Annotated in this window: 20 protein-coding genes; 17 read left to right on the top strand and 3 right to left on the bottom strand. The window is 35.4% G+C overall.

Going from position 1 to position 18,477, the window contains the following annotated elements:
- Positions 1–193 precede the first annotated feature (193 nt).
- The 3 genes from JOD29_RS13660 (at position 194) to JOD29_RS13650 (ending at position 2,640) form a co-directional block, all read left to right on the top strand.
- Entirely contained in the window at positions 194–955 is a 762-nt protein-coding gene (locus JOD29_RS13660) for a ParA family protein (protein WP_124765730.1), read from the top strand.
- Positions 948–1,799, top strand: a complete 852-nt coding sequence (locus tag JOD29_RS13655; protein WP_124765728.1) for a ParB/RepB/Spo0J family partition protein — start codon at positions 948–950, stop codon at positions 1,797–1,799. The genes JOD29_RS13660 and JOD29_RS13655 overlap by 8 nt, the downstream gene beginning before the upstream one ends.
- Before the next feature lie 133 nt (positions 1,800–1,932).
- Positions 1,933–2,640 carry a DUF554 domain-containing protein gene (locus JOD29_RS13650; RefSeq protein ID WP_124765726.1) on the top strand — a complete coding sequence of 236 codons (708 nt, stop codon included), beginning with the start codon at positions 1,933–1,935 and terminating at the stop codon, positions 2,638–2,640.
- Here JOD29_RS13650 and yyaC read toward each other — a convergent pair.
- Positions 2,557–3,186 (bottom strand): spore protease YyaC, encoded by a 630-nt coding sequence (yyaC, locus tag JOD29_RS13645; RefSeq protein ID WP_239585721.1) that lies wholly within the window; start codon positions 3,184–3,186, stop codon positions 2,557–2,559. The two genes, JOD29_RS13650 and yyaC, sit on opposite strands and share 84 nt — an antisense overlap.
- Positions 3,187–3,298: 112 nt before the next feature.
- Between yyaC and JOD29_RS13640 the strand changes: the two genes are divergently transcribed.
- The 3 genes from JOD29_RS13640 to ychF all read left to right on the top strand — a co-directional run bounded on the left by JOD29_RS13640 (position 3,299) and on the right by ychF (position 5,657).
- On the top strand, positions 3,299–4,228 hold the full coding sequence (locus JOD29_RS13640) for a mechanosensitive ion channel family protein (RefSeq protein WP_124765724.1): 930 nt from the start codon (positions 3,299–3,301) through the stop codon (positions 4,226–4,228).
- A complete protein-coding gene (locus JOD29_RS13635) occupies positions 4,228–4,431 on the top strand; it encodes a DUF951 domain-containing protein (protein ID WP_124765722.1) in 204 nt (67 codons plus the stop codon). The genes JOD29_RS13640 and JOD29_RS13635 overlap by 1 nt, the downstream gene beginning before the upstream one ends.
- 125 nt (positions 4,432–4,556) lie before the next feature.
- Positions 4,557–5,657, top strand: a complete 1,101-nt coding sequence (gene ychF, locus JOD29_RS13630; protein WP_124765720.1) for a redox-regulated ATPase YchF — start codon at positions 4,557–4,559, stop codon at positions 5,655–5,657.
- Between the two features lie 29 nt (positions 5,658–5,686).
- Here ychF and JOD29_RS13625 read toward each other — a convergent pair whose 3' ends face one another.
- On the bottom strand, positions 5,687–6,205 hold the full coding sequence (locus JOD29_RS13625) for a DUF3267 domain-containing protein (protein WP_192894235.1): 519 nt from the start codon (positions 6,203–6,205) through the stop codon (positions 5,687–5,689).
- Position 6,206: 1 nt separating this feature from the next.
- On the opposite strand from JOD29_RS13625, the gene JOD29_RS13620 reads away from it, so the two are divergent.
- The 9 genes from JOD29_RS13620 (at position 6,207) to JOD29_RS13580 (ending at position 14,220) form a co-directional block, all read left to right on the top strand.
- On the top strand, positions 6,207–6,356 hold the full coding sequence (locus tag JOD29_RS13620; protein WP_205101686.1) for a hypothetical protein: 150 nt from the start codon (positions 6,207–6,209) through the stop codon (positions 6,354–6,356).
- A 165-nt stretch (positions 6,357–6,521) separates the two neighbouring features.
- Positions 6,522–6,812 (top strand): 30S ribosomal protein S6, encoded by a 291-nt coding sequence (gene rpsF / locus JOD29_RS13615; protein WP_124765716.1) that lies wholly within the window; start codon positions 6,522–6,524, stop codon positions 6,810–6,812.
- 44 nt (positions 6,813–6,856) lie between these two features.
- The gene (gene ssb / locus JOD29_RS13610) at positions 6,857–7,432 is read left to right on the top strand and encodes a single-stranded DNA-binding protein (RefSeq protein ID WP_124765714.1); all 576 of its coding nucleotides are present in this window, start codon (positions 6,857–6,859) and stop codon (positions 7,430–7,432) included.
- Between the two features lie 54 nt (positions 7,433–7,486).
- A complete protein-coding gene (gene rpsR / locus JOD29_RS13605) occupies positions 7,487–7,723 on the top strand; it encodes a 30S ribosomal protein S18 (protein WP_122972062.1) in 237 nt (78 codons plus the stop codon).
- A gap of 274 nt (positions 7,724–7,997) precedes the next feature.
- Positions 7,998–8,939, top strand: coding sequence for a YybS family protein (locus JOD29_RS13600; protein WP_124765713.1), 942 nt, complete (start codon positions 7,998–8,000; stop codon positions 8,937–8,939).
- A gap of 12 nt (positions 8,940–8,951) precedes the next feature.
- A complete protein-coding gene (locus tag JOD29_RS13595; RefSeq protein ID WP_124765711.1) occupies positions 8,952–10,925 on the top strand; it encodes a DHH family phosphoesterase in 1,974 nt (657 codons plus the stop codon).
- Positions 10,922–11,368, top strand: coding sequence for a 50S ribosomal protein L9 (gene rplI, locus JOD29_RS13590; protein WP_124765709.1), 447 nt, complete (start codon positions 10,922–10,924; stop codon positions 11,366–11,368). The genes JOD29_RS13595 and rplI overlap by 4 nt, the downstream gene beginning before the upstream one ends.
- 12 nt (positions 11,369–11,380) lie before the next feature.
- Positions 11,381–12,739, top strand: a complete 1,359-nt coding sequence (dnaB, locus tag JOD29_RS13585) for a replicative DNA helicase (RefSeq protein WP_124765707.1) — start codon at positions 11,381–11,383, stop codon at positions 12,737–12,739.
- Between the two features lie 194 nt (positions 12,740–12,933).
- Positions 12,934–14,220 carry an adenylosuccinate synthase gene (locus JOD29_RS13580; RefSeq protein ID WP_124765705.1) on the top strand — a complete coding sequence of 429 codons (1,287 nt, stop codon included), beginning with the start codon at positions 12,934–12,936 and terminating at the stop codon, positions 14,218–14,220.
- Between the two features lie 490 nt (positions 14,221–14,710).
- On the opposite strand, the gene JOD29_RS13575 is transcribed toward JOD29_RS13580, so the two are convergent.
- Entirely contained in the window at positions 14,711–15,523 is an 813-nt protein-coding gene (locus JOD29_RS13575; RefSeq protein ID WP_239585723.1) for a YitT family protein, read from the bottom strand.
- A 538-nt stretch (positions 15,524–16,061) separates the two neighbouring features.
- Here JOD29_RS13575 and JOD29_RS13570 point away from each other — a divergent pair.
- Both JOD29_RS13570 and yycF read left to right on the top strand, forming a co-directional pair.
- Positions 16,062–17,543 (top strand): peptidoglycan DD-metalloendopeptidase family protein, encoded by a 1,482-nt coding sequence (locus JOD29_RS13570; protein WP_124765701.1) that lies wholly within the window; start codon positions 16,062–16,064, stop codon positions 17,541–17,543.
- Between the two features lie 220 nt (positions 17,544–17,763).
- On the top strand, positions 17,764–18,474 hold the full coding sequence (yycF, locus tag JOD29_RS13565; protein ID WP_124765699.1) for a response regulator YycF: 711 nt from the start codon (positions 17,764–17,766) through the stop codon (positions 18,472–18,474).
- The last annotated feature ends 3 nt before the right edge of the window (positions 18,475–18,477 follow it).

Below are 18,477 nucleotides of genomic sequence, written 5' to 3'. Positions count from 1 at the left end.
CTTTTTTTTTTGCAAAAAAAAAAAGAAATATATTAATGAAATAAACACAACTCTAACTTAAATTTGTTAAAATGAAAGAAATAATTCTATAACTAAATAGAGATAAATTTAGATTTAAAGTCTATTACATAGATTATTTTTGTCACTTTTCAAACTTTTTAGATAATCAGATGGATGAAAGCAGGTGCTACGATTGGGAAGAATTATAGCAATCACTAACCAAAAAGGTGGCGTAGGTAAAACAACAACATCTGTTAATTTAAGTGCTTGCCTTGCTTATTTAGGAAAAAAGGTATTGTTGATAGATATTGATCCACAAGGAAATGCTACTAGCGGTGTTGGGGTAAATAAAGGTGAAATTCATAGTTGTATTTATGATGTATTAATTGATGATGAAGAAGTTGAAAATGTATTACAACAATCTAAAGTAGAGAATTTAACTGTAATCCCAGCAACAATATCTTTGGCAGGAGCAGAGATTGAACTAGTTTCAACAATTTCTCGTGAGGTTCGTTTGAAACACGCTTTACAAGAAGTCAAAGATCAATTTGATTATATTATTATAGATTGTCCACCTTCTTTAGGTTTACTTACAATTAATGCACTCACAGCTGCAGATGCAGTCATTATCCCTGTTCAATGTGAGTACTATGCACTTGAAGGGTTAAGTCAACTATTATCAACAGTTCGACTTGTTCAAAAACATTTAAATCAGGGCTTATATATTGATGGTGTATTGTTAACTATGCTTGATGCTAGAACAAATTTAGGGATTCAAGTAATTGAGGAAGTAAAGAAATATTTCCAAGATAAAGTGTATAAAACAATTATCCCGCGTAATGTACGTTTGAGTGAAGCGCCAAGCCATGGAGAGCCGATTATCATTTATGATCCAAAATCCCGTGGTGCGGAAGTATATTTAGAATTAGCAAGGGAAGTGATTAAGAATGGCTAGAGGTTTAGGTAAAGGACTCGATGCGTTATTTCCGACTCAAACTATTGAAACCTTGCAAAGTGATGAAGCAATTGAAAAAATTCAATTAGAATTGTTAGTCACGAATCCTTTTCAACCAAGGAAAATTTTCGATGACGAAACAATTGAAGAATTAGCACAATCCATTCAAGAACATGGCATTATTCAACCTATTGTCGTCAGAAAAAAGGGAAAGAAGTATGAGATCGTTGTAGGTGAAAGACGTTTCCGTGCTTCAAAAATTGCAGGGTTGAATGAAATTCCAGCCATTGTTAAAGAGTTAACAGAAGAACAAATGATGGAGCTTGCAATTTTAGAAAACCTTCAACGAGAAGATTTAACACCAATCGAAGAAGCTGAAGCATACCAAAGTCTCATTGAAAAATTACACTTTACACAGGAAGATTTAGCAAAACGTTTAGGTAAGAGCCGACCACATATTACAAACCATATCCGATTACTGCAACTGCCGGAAGAAGTGCGCAAATTAGTAAATGATGGACTTCTATCAATGGGGCACGGACGAACACTTTTGGGATTGAAAAATAAAAGGAGAATTCCTGAAGTTGCAAGTAAAGTAGTGAATCAATCCTTAAATGTTCGACAATTAGAAACTTTAATTAAACAACTGAATGAAGATGTTCCACGTGAAACGAAGAAAAATAAAGATATTTTCGTAGAAGCAAAGGAAACACAACTACGTGAATACTTCGGTACAAATGTTCAAATTAGGAAAAATAAAAACAAGGGTAAAATTGAAATTGAATTTTATTCTGAGGATGATTTAGAACGAATCTTAGAAATTCTAAGTTTAGAACAGGAATAAATCATGAACGAGCGCCAATATCTAGGCGCTCGATTTTTGTATGGTCAATAAGTTGGAATCTTAGCGCATTCTACCCAAAAGTACTAATCAGATTCGACTACGTTGAGATGTAATTAATGGAAGGGGTAAAATCATGGTGTTATTAGGTTCCATTATTAATGCAGTATTAATAATTTTAGGAGCAATTATTGGTCGTTTTTTTCAAAACATACCTGAAACAATGAAAAACACAGTATTATCTATTATAGGATTAGCTGTTGCTCTACTTGGGATTCAAATGGGGTTTGAAAGTAGTAATTTTATAATAATTGTTGTCAGTCTTGTTGTAGGGGCTGTCATTGGTGAATGGATAGACTTAGATAAGCAATTAAATCGTCTAGGGAAATGGATTGAATCTAAATTTAGAAAGAAGAAATCAGATAGTAATATTGCGGAAGGATTTGTAACTGCCACACTTATATTTTTAATTGGCTCGATGGCAATTATCGGTGCACTTGATAGTGGATTAAGAAATGATCATGATGTTCTGATTACAAAGGGGATTATCGATGGATTTACAGCAATTGTATTATCATCGACTCTTGGTATTGGTGTCTTACTATCTGCATTTCCGGTATTTTTATATCAGGCAATTATAGCAATCTTTTCTGGAGTAATCAGTGCATACATACCGGAAGCAGCGTTAGATATGTTTATAAAAGAAATGACGGCAACAGGGGGCGTCATGATTTTGGCTATTGGATTGAACATCACAGGATTAACTAAAATTCGAGTAGCCAATCTGTTGCCTGGAATCGGAGTTGTAGGAATCATCGTTGCGATCATTTTTTACTTTCAATAAATGACGTTGATGAGCAAGTAATAATGCACGGGCAATTTTATTACTCATGGAATAGGTTACGTTTAAACGAGTGTTTTGTAACACAAGCATTTCCATAAAACCACCAACATTTACAACCCCTTTAATAGAAATATCACCAATGGGAGGGAGCTCTTTTTTTACTGCCTTCCCAGGTAAAAGGGGCCCTTCATGGACAAGAATATGACCAATATTTTTCTCGGATCCTAAACATGCATCGATTGCAACCACATATGGAGTAGTAGGTAATTGTTGAATTTTCTCTACTGTGGATGGTAAATTGACAGCATGTAATGGATCTTCAAGTGTGCCAATGACGTCAAATGGGAACGAGTGATAGCTTTTTAAAAAGCTACCTGTTAATGGCCCAAGGGCGTCTCCAGTAGAACGGTCAGTACCAATACAACAGAAAATGAGATGTTCATGGTCAAAAGGAATATGTTCAAGAAATAAATCACTTAAGCGCCATACAGCTCCGGTTTGCTCATAGTGGACATGTGATTTTAGCATTTGGATTTTATTCATCATTGGATGTCCCACTTTCCTTTTTAAAATGGTAATAATGTGTTTTTTATGGTAAATATGGGTTATATGATTAAGGATATTCAATCTAATAGTTTTTTATACAAGAGGTGGTAAAATGGCCCAGGAAAATATTATGGAAGATGTAGCGGAAGTTAGTGATGTAAAAGGATTAGCAAGAGTTTCGGAGAGGATTTGGAATTATTTAAGTAGTCAAGAATTATGGGATTTTGTAATGGTTGCTTCTATAAAAATTACAGCAATCATTATTGTGTCTTACTTAGTTATATTAATTGGAAAAAAACTTATTACACGAATTTTTAATTTAAGAATGAAGACTCCAATTAACCAGTCGGAAAGACGTTCGAGAACCATTGTTAAGTTATTACATAGTGTTTTATCCTATGTGGTTTATTTCTCAGCCATTATAGCAATCTTATCAGCCTTGAAAATTCAAGTAATGGGGTTACTTGCGGGGGCAGGAATTGCAGGGTTAGCCATTGGTTTTGGGGCTCAAAGTTTAGTAAAGGATGTTATTACAGGGTTCTTTATTATATTAGAAGACCAGTTTGGTGTAGGGGATTATATCCGACTAAATGCAGCCGAAGGGACAGTTGTGGAAATTGGACTACGTACTACAAAAATTATAGGATCTACTGGTGAACAGTATATTATTCCAAATGGATTAATAACTGATGTTATCAACTACTCCGTAAACAATTCAAAAGCGATTATCGATATGCAGGTAGGAATTGATGCAGATATAGAAAAGGTTGAAAATCTAGTTACCGATTATTTAAAGACATTACCTGAGCGGTTTGAGGAGCTAATTAATGTTCCTACATTTTTAGGTGTCCAAAATGTTGTAGGTACAGAAGTAACAATTCGCATCATCGCTGAAACTAAACCTCTTCAACATTACGGTATTGCTCGTGTGATCAGACGTGATGTAAAAGATTTATTAGATAAAAATGGAATTCCAATGGCATATCCAAAAATGATGTTATATGATCGAGGTAGTACAGAATCGGGAGGAAATGAAGCGTAATGGAAACAAAATCATATGAATTGAATGATGTTGTGGAAATGAAAAAGCAACACCCTTGTGGCACAAATGCATGGAAGATCATCCGATTGGGTGCAGATATCCGCATTAAATGTGAAGGCTGCGGGCATAGTGTACTAATTCCCCGTCGTGAATTTGAAAAGAAAATGAAGAAGATTATAACAAAAGCTAATCCTGAATCTTAAAACAATTAGATCATGCTAAAAGGGGATTAGACTTTTTAGTAGTGAATCCATATAATTAACATGGTTCTAAAACAAATTAAAGTAAAGACTAGTAAATCGAATTAGAGAGAAAGGTTGTGTCATAATTGGCATTAACAGCAGGCATAGTAGGTCTACCAAACGTAGGGAAATCTACATTATTTAACGCTATTACAAAAGCGGGAGCATTAGCCGCGAACTACCCATTCGCAACAATTGATCCGAACGTTGGTGTAGTAGAAGTTCCAGATGCACGTTTAGATAAATTAACAGAGCTAGTAGAGCCAAAAAAAACAGTTCCAACAGCTTTTGAATTTACAGATATCGCAGGGATTGTAAAAGGAGCTTCAAAAGGAGAAGGGTTAGGAAACAAGTTCTTATCTCATATTCGTGAAGTTGATGCAATTTGCCAAGTTGTACGTTGCTTTGAAGACGGCAATATTACACACGTATCAGGGAAAGTTAATCCAATTGATGATATTGAAGTAATCAACTTAGAACTTATATTGGCTGATTTAGAATCTGTTGAAAAACGAGTTCAGCGTGTAAGTAAAATGGCTAAGCAAAAAGATAAAGAAGCACTTGTAGAAGAGCCGATATTATTAAAACTAAAAGAGGCACTAGAAGCTGAGAAGCCAGCTCGCTCTGTAGAGTTGTCAGATGATGAATTGAAAGTAATTAAAGGCCTTCATCTTCTAACAATTAAACCGATGCTTTATGTAGCAAATGTATCAGAAGATGAAGTGGCGGAAGCAGACGAAAATGAATATGTGAAACAAGTTCGTGAATATGCGGCTGCTGAAGGAGCACAAGTAATTACAATCTGTGCAAAAATTGAGGAAGAAATTTCAGAATTAAATGATGAAGAAAAAGCAATGTTTTTAGAAGAGCTAGGAATTAAAGAATCTGGATTAGATCAATTAATCCGAGCTTCATATGATTTATTAGGGTTGGCAACATACTTTACCGCTGGTGTTCAAGAAGTACGTGCTTGGACGTTCCGTAAAGGTATGAAAGCTCCTCAATGTGCGGGAGTGATCCATTCAGACTTCGAACGTGGATTTATTCGCGCGGAAACTGTTTCCTATAATGACCTTGTTGAAGCCGGTTCAATGAGTGCTGCAAAAGAAGCTGGTAAAGTTCGTTTAGAAGGTAAAGAGTATATAGTACAAGATGGGGACGTTATGTTGTTCCGTTTTAATGTATAAATAATTTAAAAGCAGGTTTGAGCGTAATCTTACGTTTCAACCTGCTTTTTTGTGTACACATATAACTTTGGTAATTCTGGATCATCCTTAACATATGCATCATTTGGGAATTTCCTCAGCTCTTTGTACATATAAAAATCACCAATGGCCCCGGCAATTAGTAATGAACCTAAAGAAACAAGTATGAAATTATCCAAAGTGAAGCCTAATATAGAAGGAACTACACCTGTTGTCCAAAATGGAAGCATTAACGCTTTTTTCATTGCGCGGTTTTCTAAAGGCTCCATCGTTGTCGCATAAGCAACACCAAGCTTTAAATTTAATCCATAATCCAGTTGCTGAAATTGAACTTTACCGAAGAGCATAAAGCCTATTAAATGAAACACCTCGTGAATGACGATTAAAACAACATAGCCAACAATGAAAATAAATAGATCCCAAATAGAAAAGGATACGGAAAATCGCTGATGAATAAAGCTATTTAAAGCTACAAAAATAATTAACAAAATAATAGTTAACCAAAGATTAGCAAAGGCAATTTTCTTCATATTGAGTTCTATTACAATTGGTTGGTTATTGTTTAACAATATTCTTCACGTCCTTTTGCTTTTAGTAGACGCTGACATTGTTGGAGTGACCAATGTCATTACATTTTCATTTGGCGTCTCTAAATCTTTACGCTATCAGTCAAAAGTGTAATGAACTTAATTATAACCTAGCAATAAAGAAAAGGGTGGAAGTGAATGAGGTTGCAAATAAAGAAAGGGTATGATACAATTCTTTGATGTGAGTAATAAATAATTATTTACTCCTTGCTCCTGAAGATATTCAGAGAGCCAAAGTCCATAAGGAGGTGCAAACAAGATGAAAAAGTATGAGTTAATGTACATTGTACGCCCAAACATTGAAGAAGATGCGAAAAAAGCTTTAGTTGAACGCTTTAACGAAATCTTAACTTCAAATGGTGCAGAAATCATCGAAGCAAAAGAGTGGGGCAAACGCCGCTTAGCTTACGAAATCAACGACTTCCGCGAAGGTTTCTACCAAATCGTGAAAGTAAACGCTGATACAAATGCAATCGATGAGTACACTCGTTTAGCAAACATCAGCGAAGATATTATTCGTCACATTGCTATTCGTGAAGAAGAAAAATAATAACTAATTTTTGAACTAAATGCTGTAGAAGGAGGTTGCATTTGATGATAAACCGTGTCGTACTAGTGGGAAGACTTACGAAAGACCCAGAGCTTCGTTATACACCAAGTGGAGTTCCAATGACTCGTTTTACAGTCGCTGTAAATAGAACATTTTCAAACCAACAAGGTGAACGTGAAGCAGACTTCATTAGCTGTATTGCTTGGAGAAAACAGGCCGAAAACTTAGCAAACTTCATGAAAAAAGGAAGCTTGATTGGACTTGAAGGCAGAATTCAAACAGGTAGCTTTGAGGGTCAGGATGGAAAACGCGTTTATACAACTGATATTGTAGCAGATTCTGTCCAATTCTTAGAACCTCGCAACTCGAGTGGTGGCGGATCTTATTCGTCGAATCAACAATATGGAGGCCAGCCTTCCTATGCTGGAAATCAACCTGCTTATAGTACAAGTCAGCCAAATCAACAATTTGGTGGCGGTATGAATCAGGATCCATTTGGTGGTTCTTATCAACAAAGTCAACCTTCTCAAAATCAGCAAAATTATACACGTGTAGATGAGGATCCGTTTGCTAGTAGCAAAGGTCCAATCGAAGTTTCTGAAGACGACCTTCCATTCTAATATGGAGTCAAGGCGGAATTGAAACTAAAAAAATAATAAAGGAGGAAAACGAAAATGGCACAACGTCGCGGAGGCCGCAAACGCCGTAAAGTTTGCTACTTCACTTCTAACAACATTACGCACATCGACTATAAAGATGTAGATTTACTTAAAAAGTTCATTTCTGAACGTGGGAAAATCCTTCCACGTCGCGTAACTGGTACAAGTGCAAAATACCAACGTAAATTAACGTCAGCTATTAAACGTGCTCGTATTATGGCACTTCTTCCATTCGTAGCTGAAGATAAATAAGAACAAGTAATTTCTAGTAAATAGAAAATACATTTTAAAAGTCGACAAAGTCTATTTAGATTTTGCCGACTTTTTATTTTATGTAACTTTTACAATAATTTTTTTATATGGTGGCCATCTTTATATAAGGGTATTAATGGCTAAAATATGACTTGATTCCTTTAATCCATCCTATCAATTTCTTATACATACTAGGTTTTTGTTAGACAGTAAAAAAAGTGATACAATAAACGAATGAGAAAGATTTCTTGATATAAAAAAAGGAAGGTCAAAAATGCCGAGTAATCAAACCAAAAGGCTTGCTCAAGGTGCCATGATGATTGCGCTATTTGCAGTATTAATTGCTATAGCCTATTATGTACCAATCATAAGCCTATTCGCGACGTTTTTAGCACCTTTACCGTTAGCATGGTATAGTGCTTCATACGATCGAAAGTCTTCCATATTTGTAGCTATTATTGGTTGTATAATCACGCTCTTTTTTGGAGGTTTATTAATAGTACCATTTGCTTTAATTTTTGCATCCATTGGTGTTGTTATGGGGGATGCGCTACGATTAAAACGAAGTAAGATTTATTTATTTATGTCATCAAGCTTAGCGGTATTAATTGCATTTGCTTTACAATATCTCGTATCACTAAAATTATTTGAAGTGGACTTTATTAGAGATTCATTCAAGATGTTGCGTGAAAGCTATGACAGATCCATTGAACTTTCAATTAGTATGACAGGCAAATCGCCAATTTCAGATGAGATGCTAAATAATATTTTTACAACAATGGAATTATCGATACCAGCTTGTATTACAATTGCGACGTTCTTCTACGCCTATATTATAATTTCAATCAATTTACCAGTTCTAAAAAGACTAGGAATAGAAGTACCAAAGTTCAGTGCTTTTAAAAATTTAAGAATGCCAAGAGCAATTTTATGGTATTACTTAATTGTAATATCAATTAACTTATTTGTTCGCCCTGAAATGGGTACAGCACTACATGTAGTCTGCCTGAATTTATCACTTATTTTATGGTTGCTATTAACAATACAAGGTATTTCTTTCATACATTACGTTATTGATGCATTAGGAATGCCGAAGATTGTAAAGATCCTTGCGACTGTGATGGCGATTCCACTCTATTCCTTCTTTGTACTATTGGGAATATTGGATTTAGGATTTAAAATACGTTCACTCGTTAAAGGAAAGATTCAGAAGTAGGGAGCTGATAAAATGGATACTTATAGGAAACGATCAATTCGACATCCCCTTTTGTATCTATCAATCGTTGGGCTAATAGCTGCCGTTCTAATATTTATATGGAATATGTGGTTTGGAATAGCATATACTTTGGTCTTTATGATCGTACTACTATATGCATGGAAAGTAGAAAATATCACTTATTTAGAGGTTGAAAAATATATTGAGTCACTCTCCTTCCGAATGAAAAAAGTAGGAGAAGAGGCACTTCTTGAAATGCCAATTGGGATTGTCCTTGTAAATGATAAGTTTTTAATTGAATGGGCAAACCCTTATATGTCTCAACTGTTGGATGTAGAAACGCTAATCGGTGAAGAACTCTTTATTTTATCAGATGATTTACATGGACTTACAAAGTCTGAAGAAAAAAAAGAAATCATTGTATCAATTCGTGAACACAAATATCGAGTAGTTTATAAGCAAGAAGAAAAGTTACTTTATTTCTTTGATGTAACAGAACGTTTAAAAATAGAGTCAAAGTATTATGCGGATCGTTCGGTAATTGCCATTTTGTTTATTGATAACTACGATGAAATAACACAAGGGATGGACGATCAATCAAGGAGTTTAACCAATACTACTGTTACATCTATTATTAATAATTGGGCTTTTGAACATGGTATTTATGCTAAACGTATTAACTCAGATCGATTTTTGGCTATTTTAAACGAAGCCATTTTACATGATTTAGAGAAGAAAAAGTTTTCTATATTAGATGATATTCGTGAAAAAACTGCACAGAAAAATCTTTCTTTAACATTAAGTATTGGAGTCGGGATTGGTTCCTCTTCCCTTATTAAGCTAGGTGAATTAGCACAATCTAGTTTAGATTTAGTGTTAGGCCGTGGTGGAGACCAAGTAGCAATCAAACAAGCTGATGGTAAAATAAAATTCTACGGTGGAAAAACAAATCCTGTTGAAAAACGGACTCGAGTACGTGCAAGAGTAATCTCGCATGCATTACAAGATTTGATGCAGGATAGCGACCAGGTATTTATTATGGGACATAAAAATCCTGATATGGACTCAATTGGCTCTGGTATTGGTGTTCGTAAAATGGCTGTTATGAACGATGTGAAAAGCTATGTAGTCATTAATTTCGATGAATTAAATGGCAGTGTAAGTAGACTGATGGACGAGATTGAAAATCACTCAGACTTTTATGAGAATTTCCTATCTCCAGACGAAGCCCTTTCTGAAATGACCGATAAATCATTATTAGTTATCTTAGATACACATAAGCCAAGTCTCGTTGTTGACGAAAGACTATTAAAACGCTTTGAGAAAGTAGTTGTCATCGATCACCATCGACGAGGGGAGGACTTCATTCCAAATACAACTCTTGTTTATATGGAACCTTATGCATCATCTACTGCCGAGCTAGTAACGGAGCTATTAGAATATCAACAAGAGGCTGACAGCATTACAAAACTTGAAGCAACTGCTCTATTATCTGGTATTATCGTAGATACAAAAAGCTTTACTCTTCGAACAGGTTCAAGGACGTTTGAAGCGGCTTCCTACTTAAGGAAGCATGGTGCCGATACAATTTTAGTTCAACGATTATTAAAAGAAGATATTAGCACGTATATTGAACGATCGAAAATTATCCAAACAGTAGAGTTTATTTACCCAGGTATTGCCGTTGCAAATGGGAAAGAAAATCAAAGTTATGATTCTGTTCTCATTGCTCAAACTGCTGATACATTATTAACAATGAAAGATGTCACTGCTTCATTTGTTATTGCACATCGACCAGATGGATTAGTGGGAATCAGCGCCAGATCATTAGGTGAAATTAATGTTCAATTAGTAATGGAAAACCTAGGAGGCGGTGGACATTTAACAAATGCTGCATGCCAAATAGAAGCAGAATCTATCGAAGAAACAAAGAGATTATTACAAAATGCAATTTTTGAAACACTAGAGGGGAGAAATGAAGAATGAAAGTAGTATTTCTAAAGGACGTAAAAGGAAAAGGTAAAAAAGGTGAAATTAAAAATGTTGCCGATGGATATGCACAAAATTTCCTGATTAAAAATGGTTATGCTGTTGAGGCAACAAAACAAGCACTAAGTCAATTAGATGGACAAAAGAAATTAGAAGAAAAAAATGCAGCTGCTGAATTGCAACAAGCAAAAGATTTAAAAGAACAACTTGAACAATTAACAGTAGAAATTAAAGCGAAGTCTGGTGAAGGTGGTCGCTTATTTGGTTCAATCTCAACAAAGCAAATTGTTGAAGCGTTACAAAAAGCACATGGTATTAAAATCGATAAGCGAAAAATGGAAAGTGAAGGGATTCGCTCTCTAGGATATTCAAACGTACCAGTAAAATTACATCACGAAGTAAAAGCAACATTAAAAGTACATGTAGTTGAAGAAAACTAAGGAGAGAATTCTATGAACGAACCCATAATTGACCGTGTTCCACCGCATAACCATGAAGCCGAACAGTCGGTTATCGGTGCCATATTCTTAGAACCACAAGCGTTAATTACGGCATCTGAAATTTTAATTCCTGAAGATTTCTACCGAATTGCACATCAGAAGATTTTCGAAACAATGTTATCCTTGAGTGATCAAGGGCAACCTATTGATGTTGTAACAGTCACAGAGGAACTTTCAGCGAAAAAGGAACTTGAAGATGTTGGTGGGCTTTCGTATTTAACTGAACTTGCAAATGCAGTACCAACAGCTGCTAACATTGCTCACTACGCAAAAATTGTAGAGGAAAAGGCTTTACTTCGCCGTCTTATTCGTGTTGCAACGAAAATTGCTGAAGATGGCTATACACGTGAAGATGAAGTTGAAACTCTGTTAGCAGAAGCAGAGAAGAAAGTCATGGAAGTAGCAAACCGCAAAAATGCGGGTGACTTCAAGCACGTAAAAGATGTACTTGTTCAGACGTATGATAATATTGAACAATTACAATCAAGGCAAGGTGACGTTACAGGGATTCCGACTGGTTTCCGTGACTTAGACAGTATGACTGCTGGATTCCAACGAAACGACTTAATTATCGTTGCTGCACGCCCATCTGTTGGGAAAACCGCGTTTGCATTAAATATTGCACAAAACGTAGCAATCAAAGCACGTGAAAATGTAGCAATCTTTTCTCTTGAAATGGGTGCTGAACAGCTAGTCATGCGTTTACTTTGTGCGGAAGGAAATATTGACGCTCAAGCATTACGTACAGGTGCTCTAACCACTGAGGATTGGAGTAAATTAACGATGGCTATGGGAAGCTTATCAAATTCAGGAATTTATATTGATGATACTCCAGGTGTACGCGTAAATGAGATTCGTGCAAAGTGTCGCCGATTAGCTCAAGAAAATGGTCTAGGAATGATCTTAATTGACTACTTACAGTTAATTCAGGGTAGTGGAAAAAGTGGTGAAAACCGTCAGCAAGAAGTATCTGAGATCTCACGTTCACTAAAAGCACTTGCCCGTGAATTAAAAGTTCCAGTTATTGCATTATCTCAGTTATCGCGTGGTGTTGAGCAACGTCAAGATAAACGTCCAATGATGAGTGATATTCGTGAATCTGGAAGTATTGAGCAAGATGCCGATATTGTTGCCTTCTTATATCGTGATGATTATTACGATAAAGAATCAGAAAACAAAAATATGATTGAAATTATTATTGCTAAGCAACGTAATGGTCCAACTGGAACGGTTACTTTAGCATTTAAAAAAGAGTTTAATAAATTTATTAGCATAGATTGGTCACAACATCAGCAACCAGTAAATGCGTAAGAGCCTTCTCCAAGCTGATGGCTGAAGGAAAATATATAATTCTATAAAACTAATTTTAGAACACGAACGTTAATTGAAATCCCTCAATTATATGTTCGTGTTTTTTGCTTTTCTTAATTGACTTATACTACTGTTCATTGATACAATAGTGCTGTTTGATAAAGGACGTTCTCGCGTCTAGCGGAGGTGCTGATATGACATCAGTTGTTGTTGTAGGAACTCAATGGGGAGACGAAGGTAAAGGTAAAATTACAGACTTCCTTTCTAAAAAAGCAGATATAATCGCTCGTTTCTCGGGCGGAGATAATGCAGGTCATACAATCAAAATTGGCGAAGAAACATACAAATTGCATTTAATTCCATCAGGTATTTTTTATAAAGAAAAAACATCAGTTATGGGGAATGGGATGGTAATCAACCCAAAATCCTTAGTAACTGAATTGAAAGGTCTACAAGAACGCGGAATCGATACGTCAAATTTACGTATCTCAAACCGTGCACAAGTGATTCTACCGTATCATATCTATCAAGATAAAGTAGACGAAGCTTCTCGAGGCGATAAAAAAATCGGGACAACTTGTAAAGGAATTGGCCCATGTTACCAAGATAAAATTGCTCGTATGGGTATTCGTATTGCAGATTTACTTGATCGTGAAGTGTTTGAACAAAAGCTTCGTGAAAATCTTGAAAAGAAAAACCGTTTGTTCGAAAAATTCTACGAAGTAGAAGGATTAAAATTCGAGGATATCTTCGAAGAATTTTATGGTTATGGTCAGGAACTTGCCGGGTACGTTACGGATACTTCTAAAGTTTTAAACGACGTATTAGACGAAGGCGGACGTGTTTTATTTGAAGGAGCACAAGGTGTTATGTTAGACGTCGACCATGGTACTTATCCATTTGTTACGTCATCAAACCCTGTAGCTGGTGGTGTGACAACTGGTACAGGTATTGGACCTTCTCAAGTGTCTCGTGTTGTTGGGGTATGTAAAGCGTATACATCACGTGTAGGGGATGGCCCATTCCCTACTGAACTATTTGATGAAATCGGTCATCAAATTCGTGAAGTAGGTCGTGAATACGGTACAACTACTGGTCGCCCACGTCGAGTTGGTTGGTTTGATTCGGTAGTAGTTCGTCACTCTCGTCGTGTAAGTGGTATTACAGATTTAGCATTAAACTCAATTGACGTTTTATCGGGTCTTGAAACGGTTAAAATCTGTACTGCTTATGAATACAATGGTGAAGTCATTACAGAATATCCAGCAAGTCTTCATGTCCTTGAAGGGTGTAAACCAGTTTACGAAGAGCTTCCAGGATGGTCAGAAGATATCACAGGTGTTCGTACGTTAGAAGAACTTCCTGAAAATGCTCGTAAGTACGTAGAACGTGTTGTAGAACTAACAGGCATCAACCTTATGACGTTCTCAGTAGGGCCAGCTCGTGAGCAAACAAACATCGTAAATGAAATTTGGGAGTAATCCAATATTAACTACTAGTGGTTCATACCATTAGTAGTTTTTATTTTATCGATGTTTGTTCTGCGACGAAAGCCTGCGACAGTCGCAAACAGTTAATCCTATCTGAGATTAACAATGTTAGTTCTGCACCGAAAGCTCAAGCGACAGGTGCAAACCCTTATATATAAGGAGACAAGTTAAAGCAGTGTCTATTTAATAATAAAAACAGTAAATGAGATTTGGGAGTAATCCAATATTGCTTCAAAGGGGACTTGGCAAAAAGTGTGTCTATTTAGAACTAAAACAGTTAACAAATTTTGGGATAACTGACATTAAAACTCCTGGGGATTTAAATCTTTAGGAGTTTTTTCTCCAATTTATGCTGATCTCATGAAGGTGGAAAATTAGCTATACAGGAGTTCTGAGGACTCATAAATAAGCGGTAAGATTACATTGGGATCATATAACTTCATAAATATACCGATAAAACCGAGAAGGTTGCAACTTACTTTTAATGAATGTCTTTTTTCTTAAAACGGCCGCCCCGTACTTCACTAATGTTTCCGATAGCAAGGAAAGCATTTTCATCAATGCTACGGACAATACTTTTTAATTTTGATTCCTCCAGACGCGTAATAACACAGAAAATGACCTTTTTATCATTTCCGGTATACGCTCCCTCACCGTGTAAATATGTAACACCTCGTCCTAAGCGATCCATAATGGCTTGCCCTATTTCATTGATTTCATCGCTAATAATGTAAGCAGATTTTGATTCCTCCATACCGAGCACAACTGTATCAATCATTTTAGATGCAATATAATAGGCAACAATTGAGTACATTGCTTCTTCCCATGTAAATACAAAGCCTGCAACTGTAAAAATTAGCAGGTTAATAAATAGGATAATCTCTCCGACAGAGAAAGGAAGCTTCTTATTAAAGAGTATTGCTAATACTTCAGTGCCATCAAGACACCCTCCAAATCGAATAACTGTACCGACTCCAATCCCTAGTAATATTCCACCAAAGATTGTCGCCAATAATAAATCACTTGTGAATGGTTTAATGTGATGTAACAGGACAGTAGTAATTGAAAGTACAGTAATTCCAAGAGCTGTGGTTAGAGCGAATGTTTTTCCTATTTGTTTATAACCAAGGAAGATAAAAGGGAGGTTTAATAGAAAGATGAAAAGACCAAGAGGTTGCTCAACTAAGTGATATAAGATAATAGAAACTCCGACAATACCGCCGTCCATCACGTTATTTGGTACTAAAAAGAGTTCGAGTGCAACTGCCATAATATCGGCGCCCACAATAGTCATCACAACCCGACTAACTATTTGGCTAACTTTTGTTTTCCTTAGGGCAGACGGGTGTGTATGAACGGTATTACTACTCATAAGATTTCCCCATTCTATTTTGGATTGTTTAAAATTAGTTATAAGAAGTAATAGAACTTAATAGAAAGAATAATTAACTTTATTAGTTAATTATATAAGTCTATCAAAGGAAATATTACTAGATTGGATTCATTAATTTTCGACAAATTATCAATAAATAATCAAAATCTAGTAACTTTTTGAATTCAACCATAAACGAACTTCTCTTCTATTAACAATTAAATATATAAAGTCCATTTAAGATAATAGATTGTTAATAGAACAGTTCTGCTAATATTACATTTTTTAAATAAGTAGTTCTAATTTCGTGAAATATGACAAGAAAGGAGCAAATAATACATTTTCATTACAAAAGACTCAAGCTGTCCTTTTAAAATAGATATTATGGTACATTAAAGTGGTGTAAAATTGTCAGTGGAAACTATTCCTAGCAAGGAGAGACTTTGGAAGGGGCTTTATTATGAGTTCGAAACGGAACATCAAGAAAGACTTTACAAAGCAACACAATACTTTGAGTCTTATTAAGAATAAAAATAACCTTATAAAAAAAATAGCAGCTACAGCTTTATTTTCTACGCTTACATTGACTTTAGGATTTGTTCATGAAAGTAACGCTGAAGAATCAATTCAAAAAATCTATCATATTTATGTTGGAGATTCATATATTGGGGCTGTATCTGATACAGATGCTGTTCAAAAAATTGTAGAGGAAAAAGAATCAGAAGCTAGTAAGAAGTACAAAGAGTATTCTATCGATGCAAAGTCTAATCTTTCAATTATTCCTGAACAAGCATTTAATCCCGTAACAAATGATTCAAAAACATTAGATCAACTAAATAAAGAACTTACTGTTCAAGTAGACGCCTTTGCCTTACAAGTAGATGGTAAGCCAGTTGCTTATCTAAAAGACTTAAGTGAATATGATGAAGCAATTCGTCTATTAAAATTAGAGTATGTGTCTGAAAAGCAATTAAAAGAATTAGAAGCGAACGAACTTGTTCAAGGTGAATTACCTAAATTAAAAAATGGTGAAACTCGAGTACATGAACTTGAACTAATTGAAAAAGTGTCTGGTGATTCTACAAAAATAAATCCGGCAAAAATCTTAACACCTAAAGAAGCTGTAAAAGTATTAAAAACTGGCTCTTTAGAAGAAGAAACATATAAGGTGAAATCGGGTGATGTGTTAGGAAGTATTGCACGAGACCATAGCTTAACCACAAAAGAGCTTCTTAAGTTAAATCCTAATTTAACTGCAGACTCCCTTTTACAGATTGGTCAAGAAATTAATGTAACGGTCGAAAAACCATTAGTAAATGTTGAAGTAGTTTATGAAAAGTCAAGGATCCAAAATATAAGTTTTGAAAAGGTCGTTAAAGAAGACCCAGATATGTTTAAAGGCGAAAAGGTTGTTAAACAAGAAGGGGCTTACGGTAAGAAGGAAGTCTCTTATTTAATAAAAGAAGTGAATGGAAACCGGACTCAAAAGAATGTAACAGATGAAACAATTCTTTCGGAGCCTAAAGATTCTATTACAGTTGTTGGTTCAAAAGTTATTTCATCGCGAGGACTAGGGAGCTTTAATTGGCCTACTGCTGGAGGCTACATCTCTAGTGGAATGGGTGAACGATGGGGCGCATTCCATCAAGGAATTGATATTGCCCGTCCATCTAACTATAATATTAAGGCGGCAGATAATGGCGTCGTAACATTTACAGGTTGGGATGGTTCATACGGTAATAAAATCGTAATAAATCATAATAATGGCTACGAAACAGTATATGCTCATTTATCGCAAATAGACGTATCTGTTGGACAAGTTGTACCCCAAGGATCTGTCATTGGTATAATGGGTACAACGGGTAATTCTACAGGAATTCACTTACACTTTGAAGTTCATAAAAATGGATCATATGTGAATCCTCTATCATTATTAAATTAACAAATATCTAAGACAGTCCGAACTTTTTTAGGGCTGTCTTTTTACTTTTAATGAAGTATAGGTGACGAATTCTGTCGAGGATAATTTCCCAGAAAATAATCAGATATACTATATCTGAACCATGCATTGATTCATAAAGCGTGATAGAGTTAGTAGTAGTAAAAATATAAATTAAGCTTGATAAATAGATCATCCCAAAAGTTAAAGGAGAGTTAATTTTATGAATAAAACAATATTAGTAGTTGATGATGAGAAACCGATTGCAGATATTTTACAATTTAATCTAGTAAAAGAAGGATACCAAGTCATCTGTGCTTATGACGGTGATGAAGCATTAGAGAAAATAGAAGAACAGCAACCAGATTTAATGTTACTTGATATCATGCTACCAAAAAGAGATGGTATGGAAGTTTGCCGTGAAGTTAGAAAAAAATATGATTTTCCAATTATTATGCTTACGGCAAAAGGTTCTGAAATTGATAAGGTCCTTGGATTAGAAATGGGCGCGGATGACTATGTAACAAAACCATTTAGTACACGTGAGTTAATTGCAAGAGTTAAAGCTAATATGCGACGATTACAAGTTTCTAACCAAGCTGAAGAGGTAAAAGAAGAATCCAATGATATTGTCGTCGGGTCACTAACTATTCAACCGGACGCATACTTAGTGTTAAAACGTGGTGAAACAATTGAGTTAACACATCGTGAGTTTGAATTGCTTCACTACTTGGCAAAGCATATCGGACAAGTCATGACTAGAGAACACCTATTACAAACAGTATGGGGCTATGATTATTTTGGAGATGTTCGTACAGTTGATGTAACAATTAGACGTCTCCGTGAAAAAATAGAAGATAATCCAAGTCATCCAAATTGGATTGTAACTCGCCGAGGAGTAGGCTATTATTTACGAAATCCTGAACAGGAGTAAATT

Source organism: Lysinibacillus composti, assembly GCF_016908465.1.
Taxonomy (GTDB): Bacteria; Bacillota; Bacilli; order Bacillales_A; family Planococcaceae; genus Ureibacillus; species Ureibacillus composti_A.
The sequence above is the reverse complement of the archived record's forward strand: the minus strand, read 5'-3'. Positions and strand labels throughout refer to the sequence as shown.

What these genes read in the sequence shown, in the direction of transcription:
- JOD29_RS13600 (WP_124765713.1), top strand. Translation starts at nt 7,998, where the DNA reads ATGCCGAGTAATCAAACCAAAAGGCTTGCTCAAGGTGCCATGATGATT.
- rpsR (WP_122972062.1), top strand. Translation starts at nt 7,487, where the DNA reads ATGGCACAACGTCGCGGAGGCCGCAAACGCCGTAAAGTTTGCTACTTC.
- JOD29_RS13650 (WP_124765726.1), top strand. Translation starts at nt 1,933, where the DNA reads ATGGTGTTATTAGGTTCCATTATTAATGCAGTATTAATAATTTTAGGA.
- JOD29_RS13570 (WP_124765701.1), top strand. Translation starts at nt 16,062, where the DNA reads ATGAGTTCGAAACGGAACATCAAGAAAGACTTTACAAAGCAACACAAT.
- JOD29_RS13655 (WP_124765728.1), top strand. Translation starts at nt 948, where the DNA reads ATGGCTAGAGGTTTAGGTAAAGGACTCGATGCGTTATTTCCGACTCAA.
- JOD29_RS13595 (WP_124765711.1), top strand. Translation starts at nt 8,952, where the DNA reads ATGGATACTTATAGGAAACGATCAATTCGACATCCCCTTTTGTATCTA.
- rplI (WP_124765709.1), top strand. Translation starts at nt 10,922, where the DNA reads ATGAAAGTAGTATTTCTAAAGGACGTAAAAGGAAAAGGTAAAAAAGGT.
- yycF (WP_124765699.1), top strand. Translation starts at nt 17,764, where the DNA reads ATGAATAAAACAATATTAGTAGTTGATGATGAGAAACCGATTGCAGAT.
- dnaB (WP_124765707.1), top strand. Translation starts at nt 11,381, where the DNA reads ATGAACGAACCCATAATTGACCGTGTTCCACCGCATAACCATGAAGCC.
- rpsF (WP_124765716.1), top strand. Translation starts at nt 6,522, where the DNA reads ATGAAAAAGTATGAGTTAATGTACATTGTACGCCCAAACATTGAAGAA.
- JOD29_RS13575 (WP_239585723.1), bottom strand. Translation starts at nt 15,523, where the DNA reads ATGACTATTGTGGGCGCCGATATTATGGCAGTTGCACTCGAACTCTTT.
- yyaC (WP_239585721.1), bottom strand. Translation starts at nt 3,186, where the DNA reads ATGATGAATAAAATCCAAATGCTAAAATCACATGTCCACTATGAGCAA.
- JOD29_RS13580 (WP_124765705.1), top strand. Translation starts at nt 12,934, where the DNA reads ATGACATCAGTTGTTGTTGTAGGAACTCAATGGGGAGACGAAGGTAAA.
- JOD29_RS13635 (WP_124765722.1), top strand. Translation starts at nt 4,228, where the DNA reads ATGGAAACAAAATCATATGAATTGAATGATGTTGTGGAAATGAAAAAG.
- JOD29_RS13625 (WP_192894235.1), bottom strand. Translation starts at nt 6,205, where the DNA reads ATGAAGAAAATTGCCTTTGCTAATCTTTGGTTAACTATTATTTTGTTA.
- JOD29_RS13640 (WP_124765724.1), top strand. Translation starts at nt 3,299, where the DNA reads ATGGCCCAGGAAAATATTATGGAAGATGTAGCGGAAGTTAGTGATGTA.
- ssb (WP_124765714.1), top strand. Translation starts at nt 6,857, where the DNA reads ATGATAAACCGTGTCGTACTAGTGGGAAGACTTACGAAAGACCCAGAG.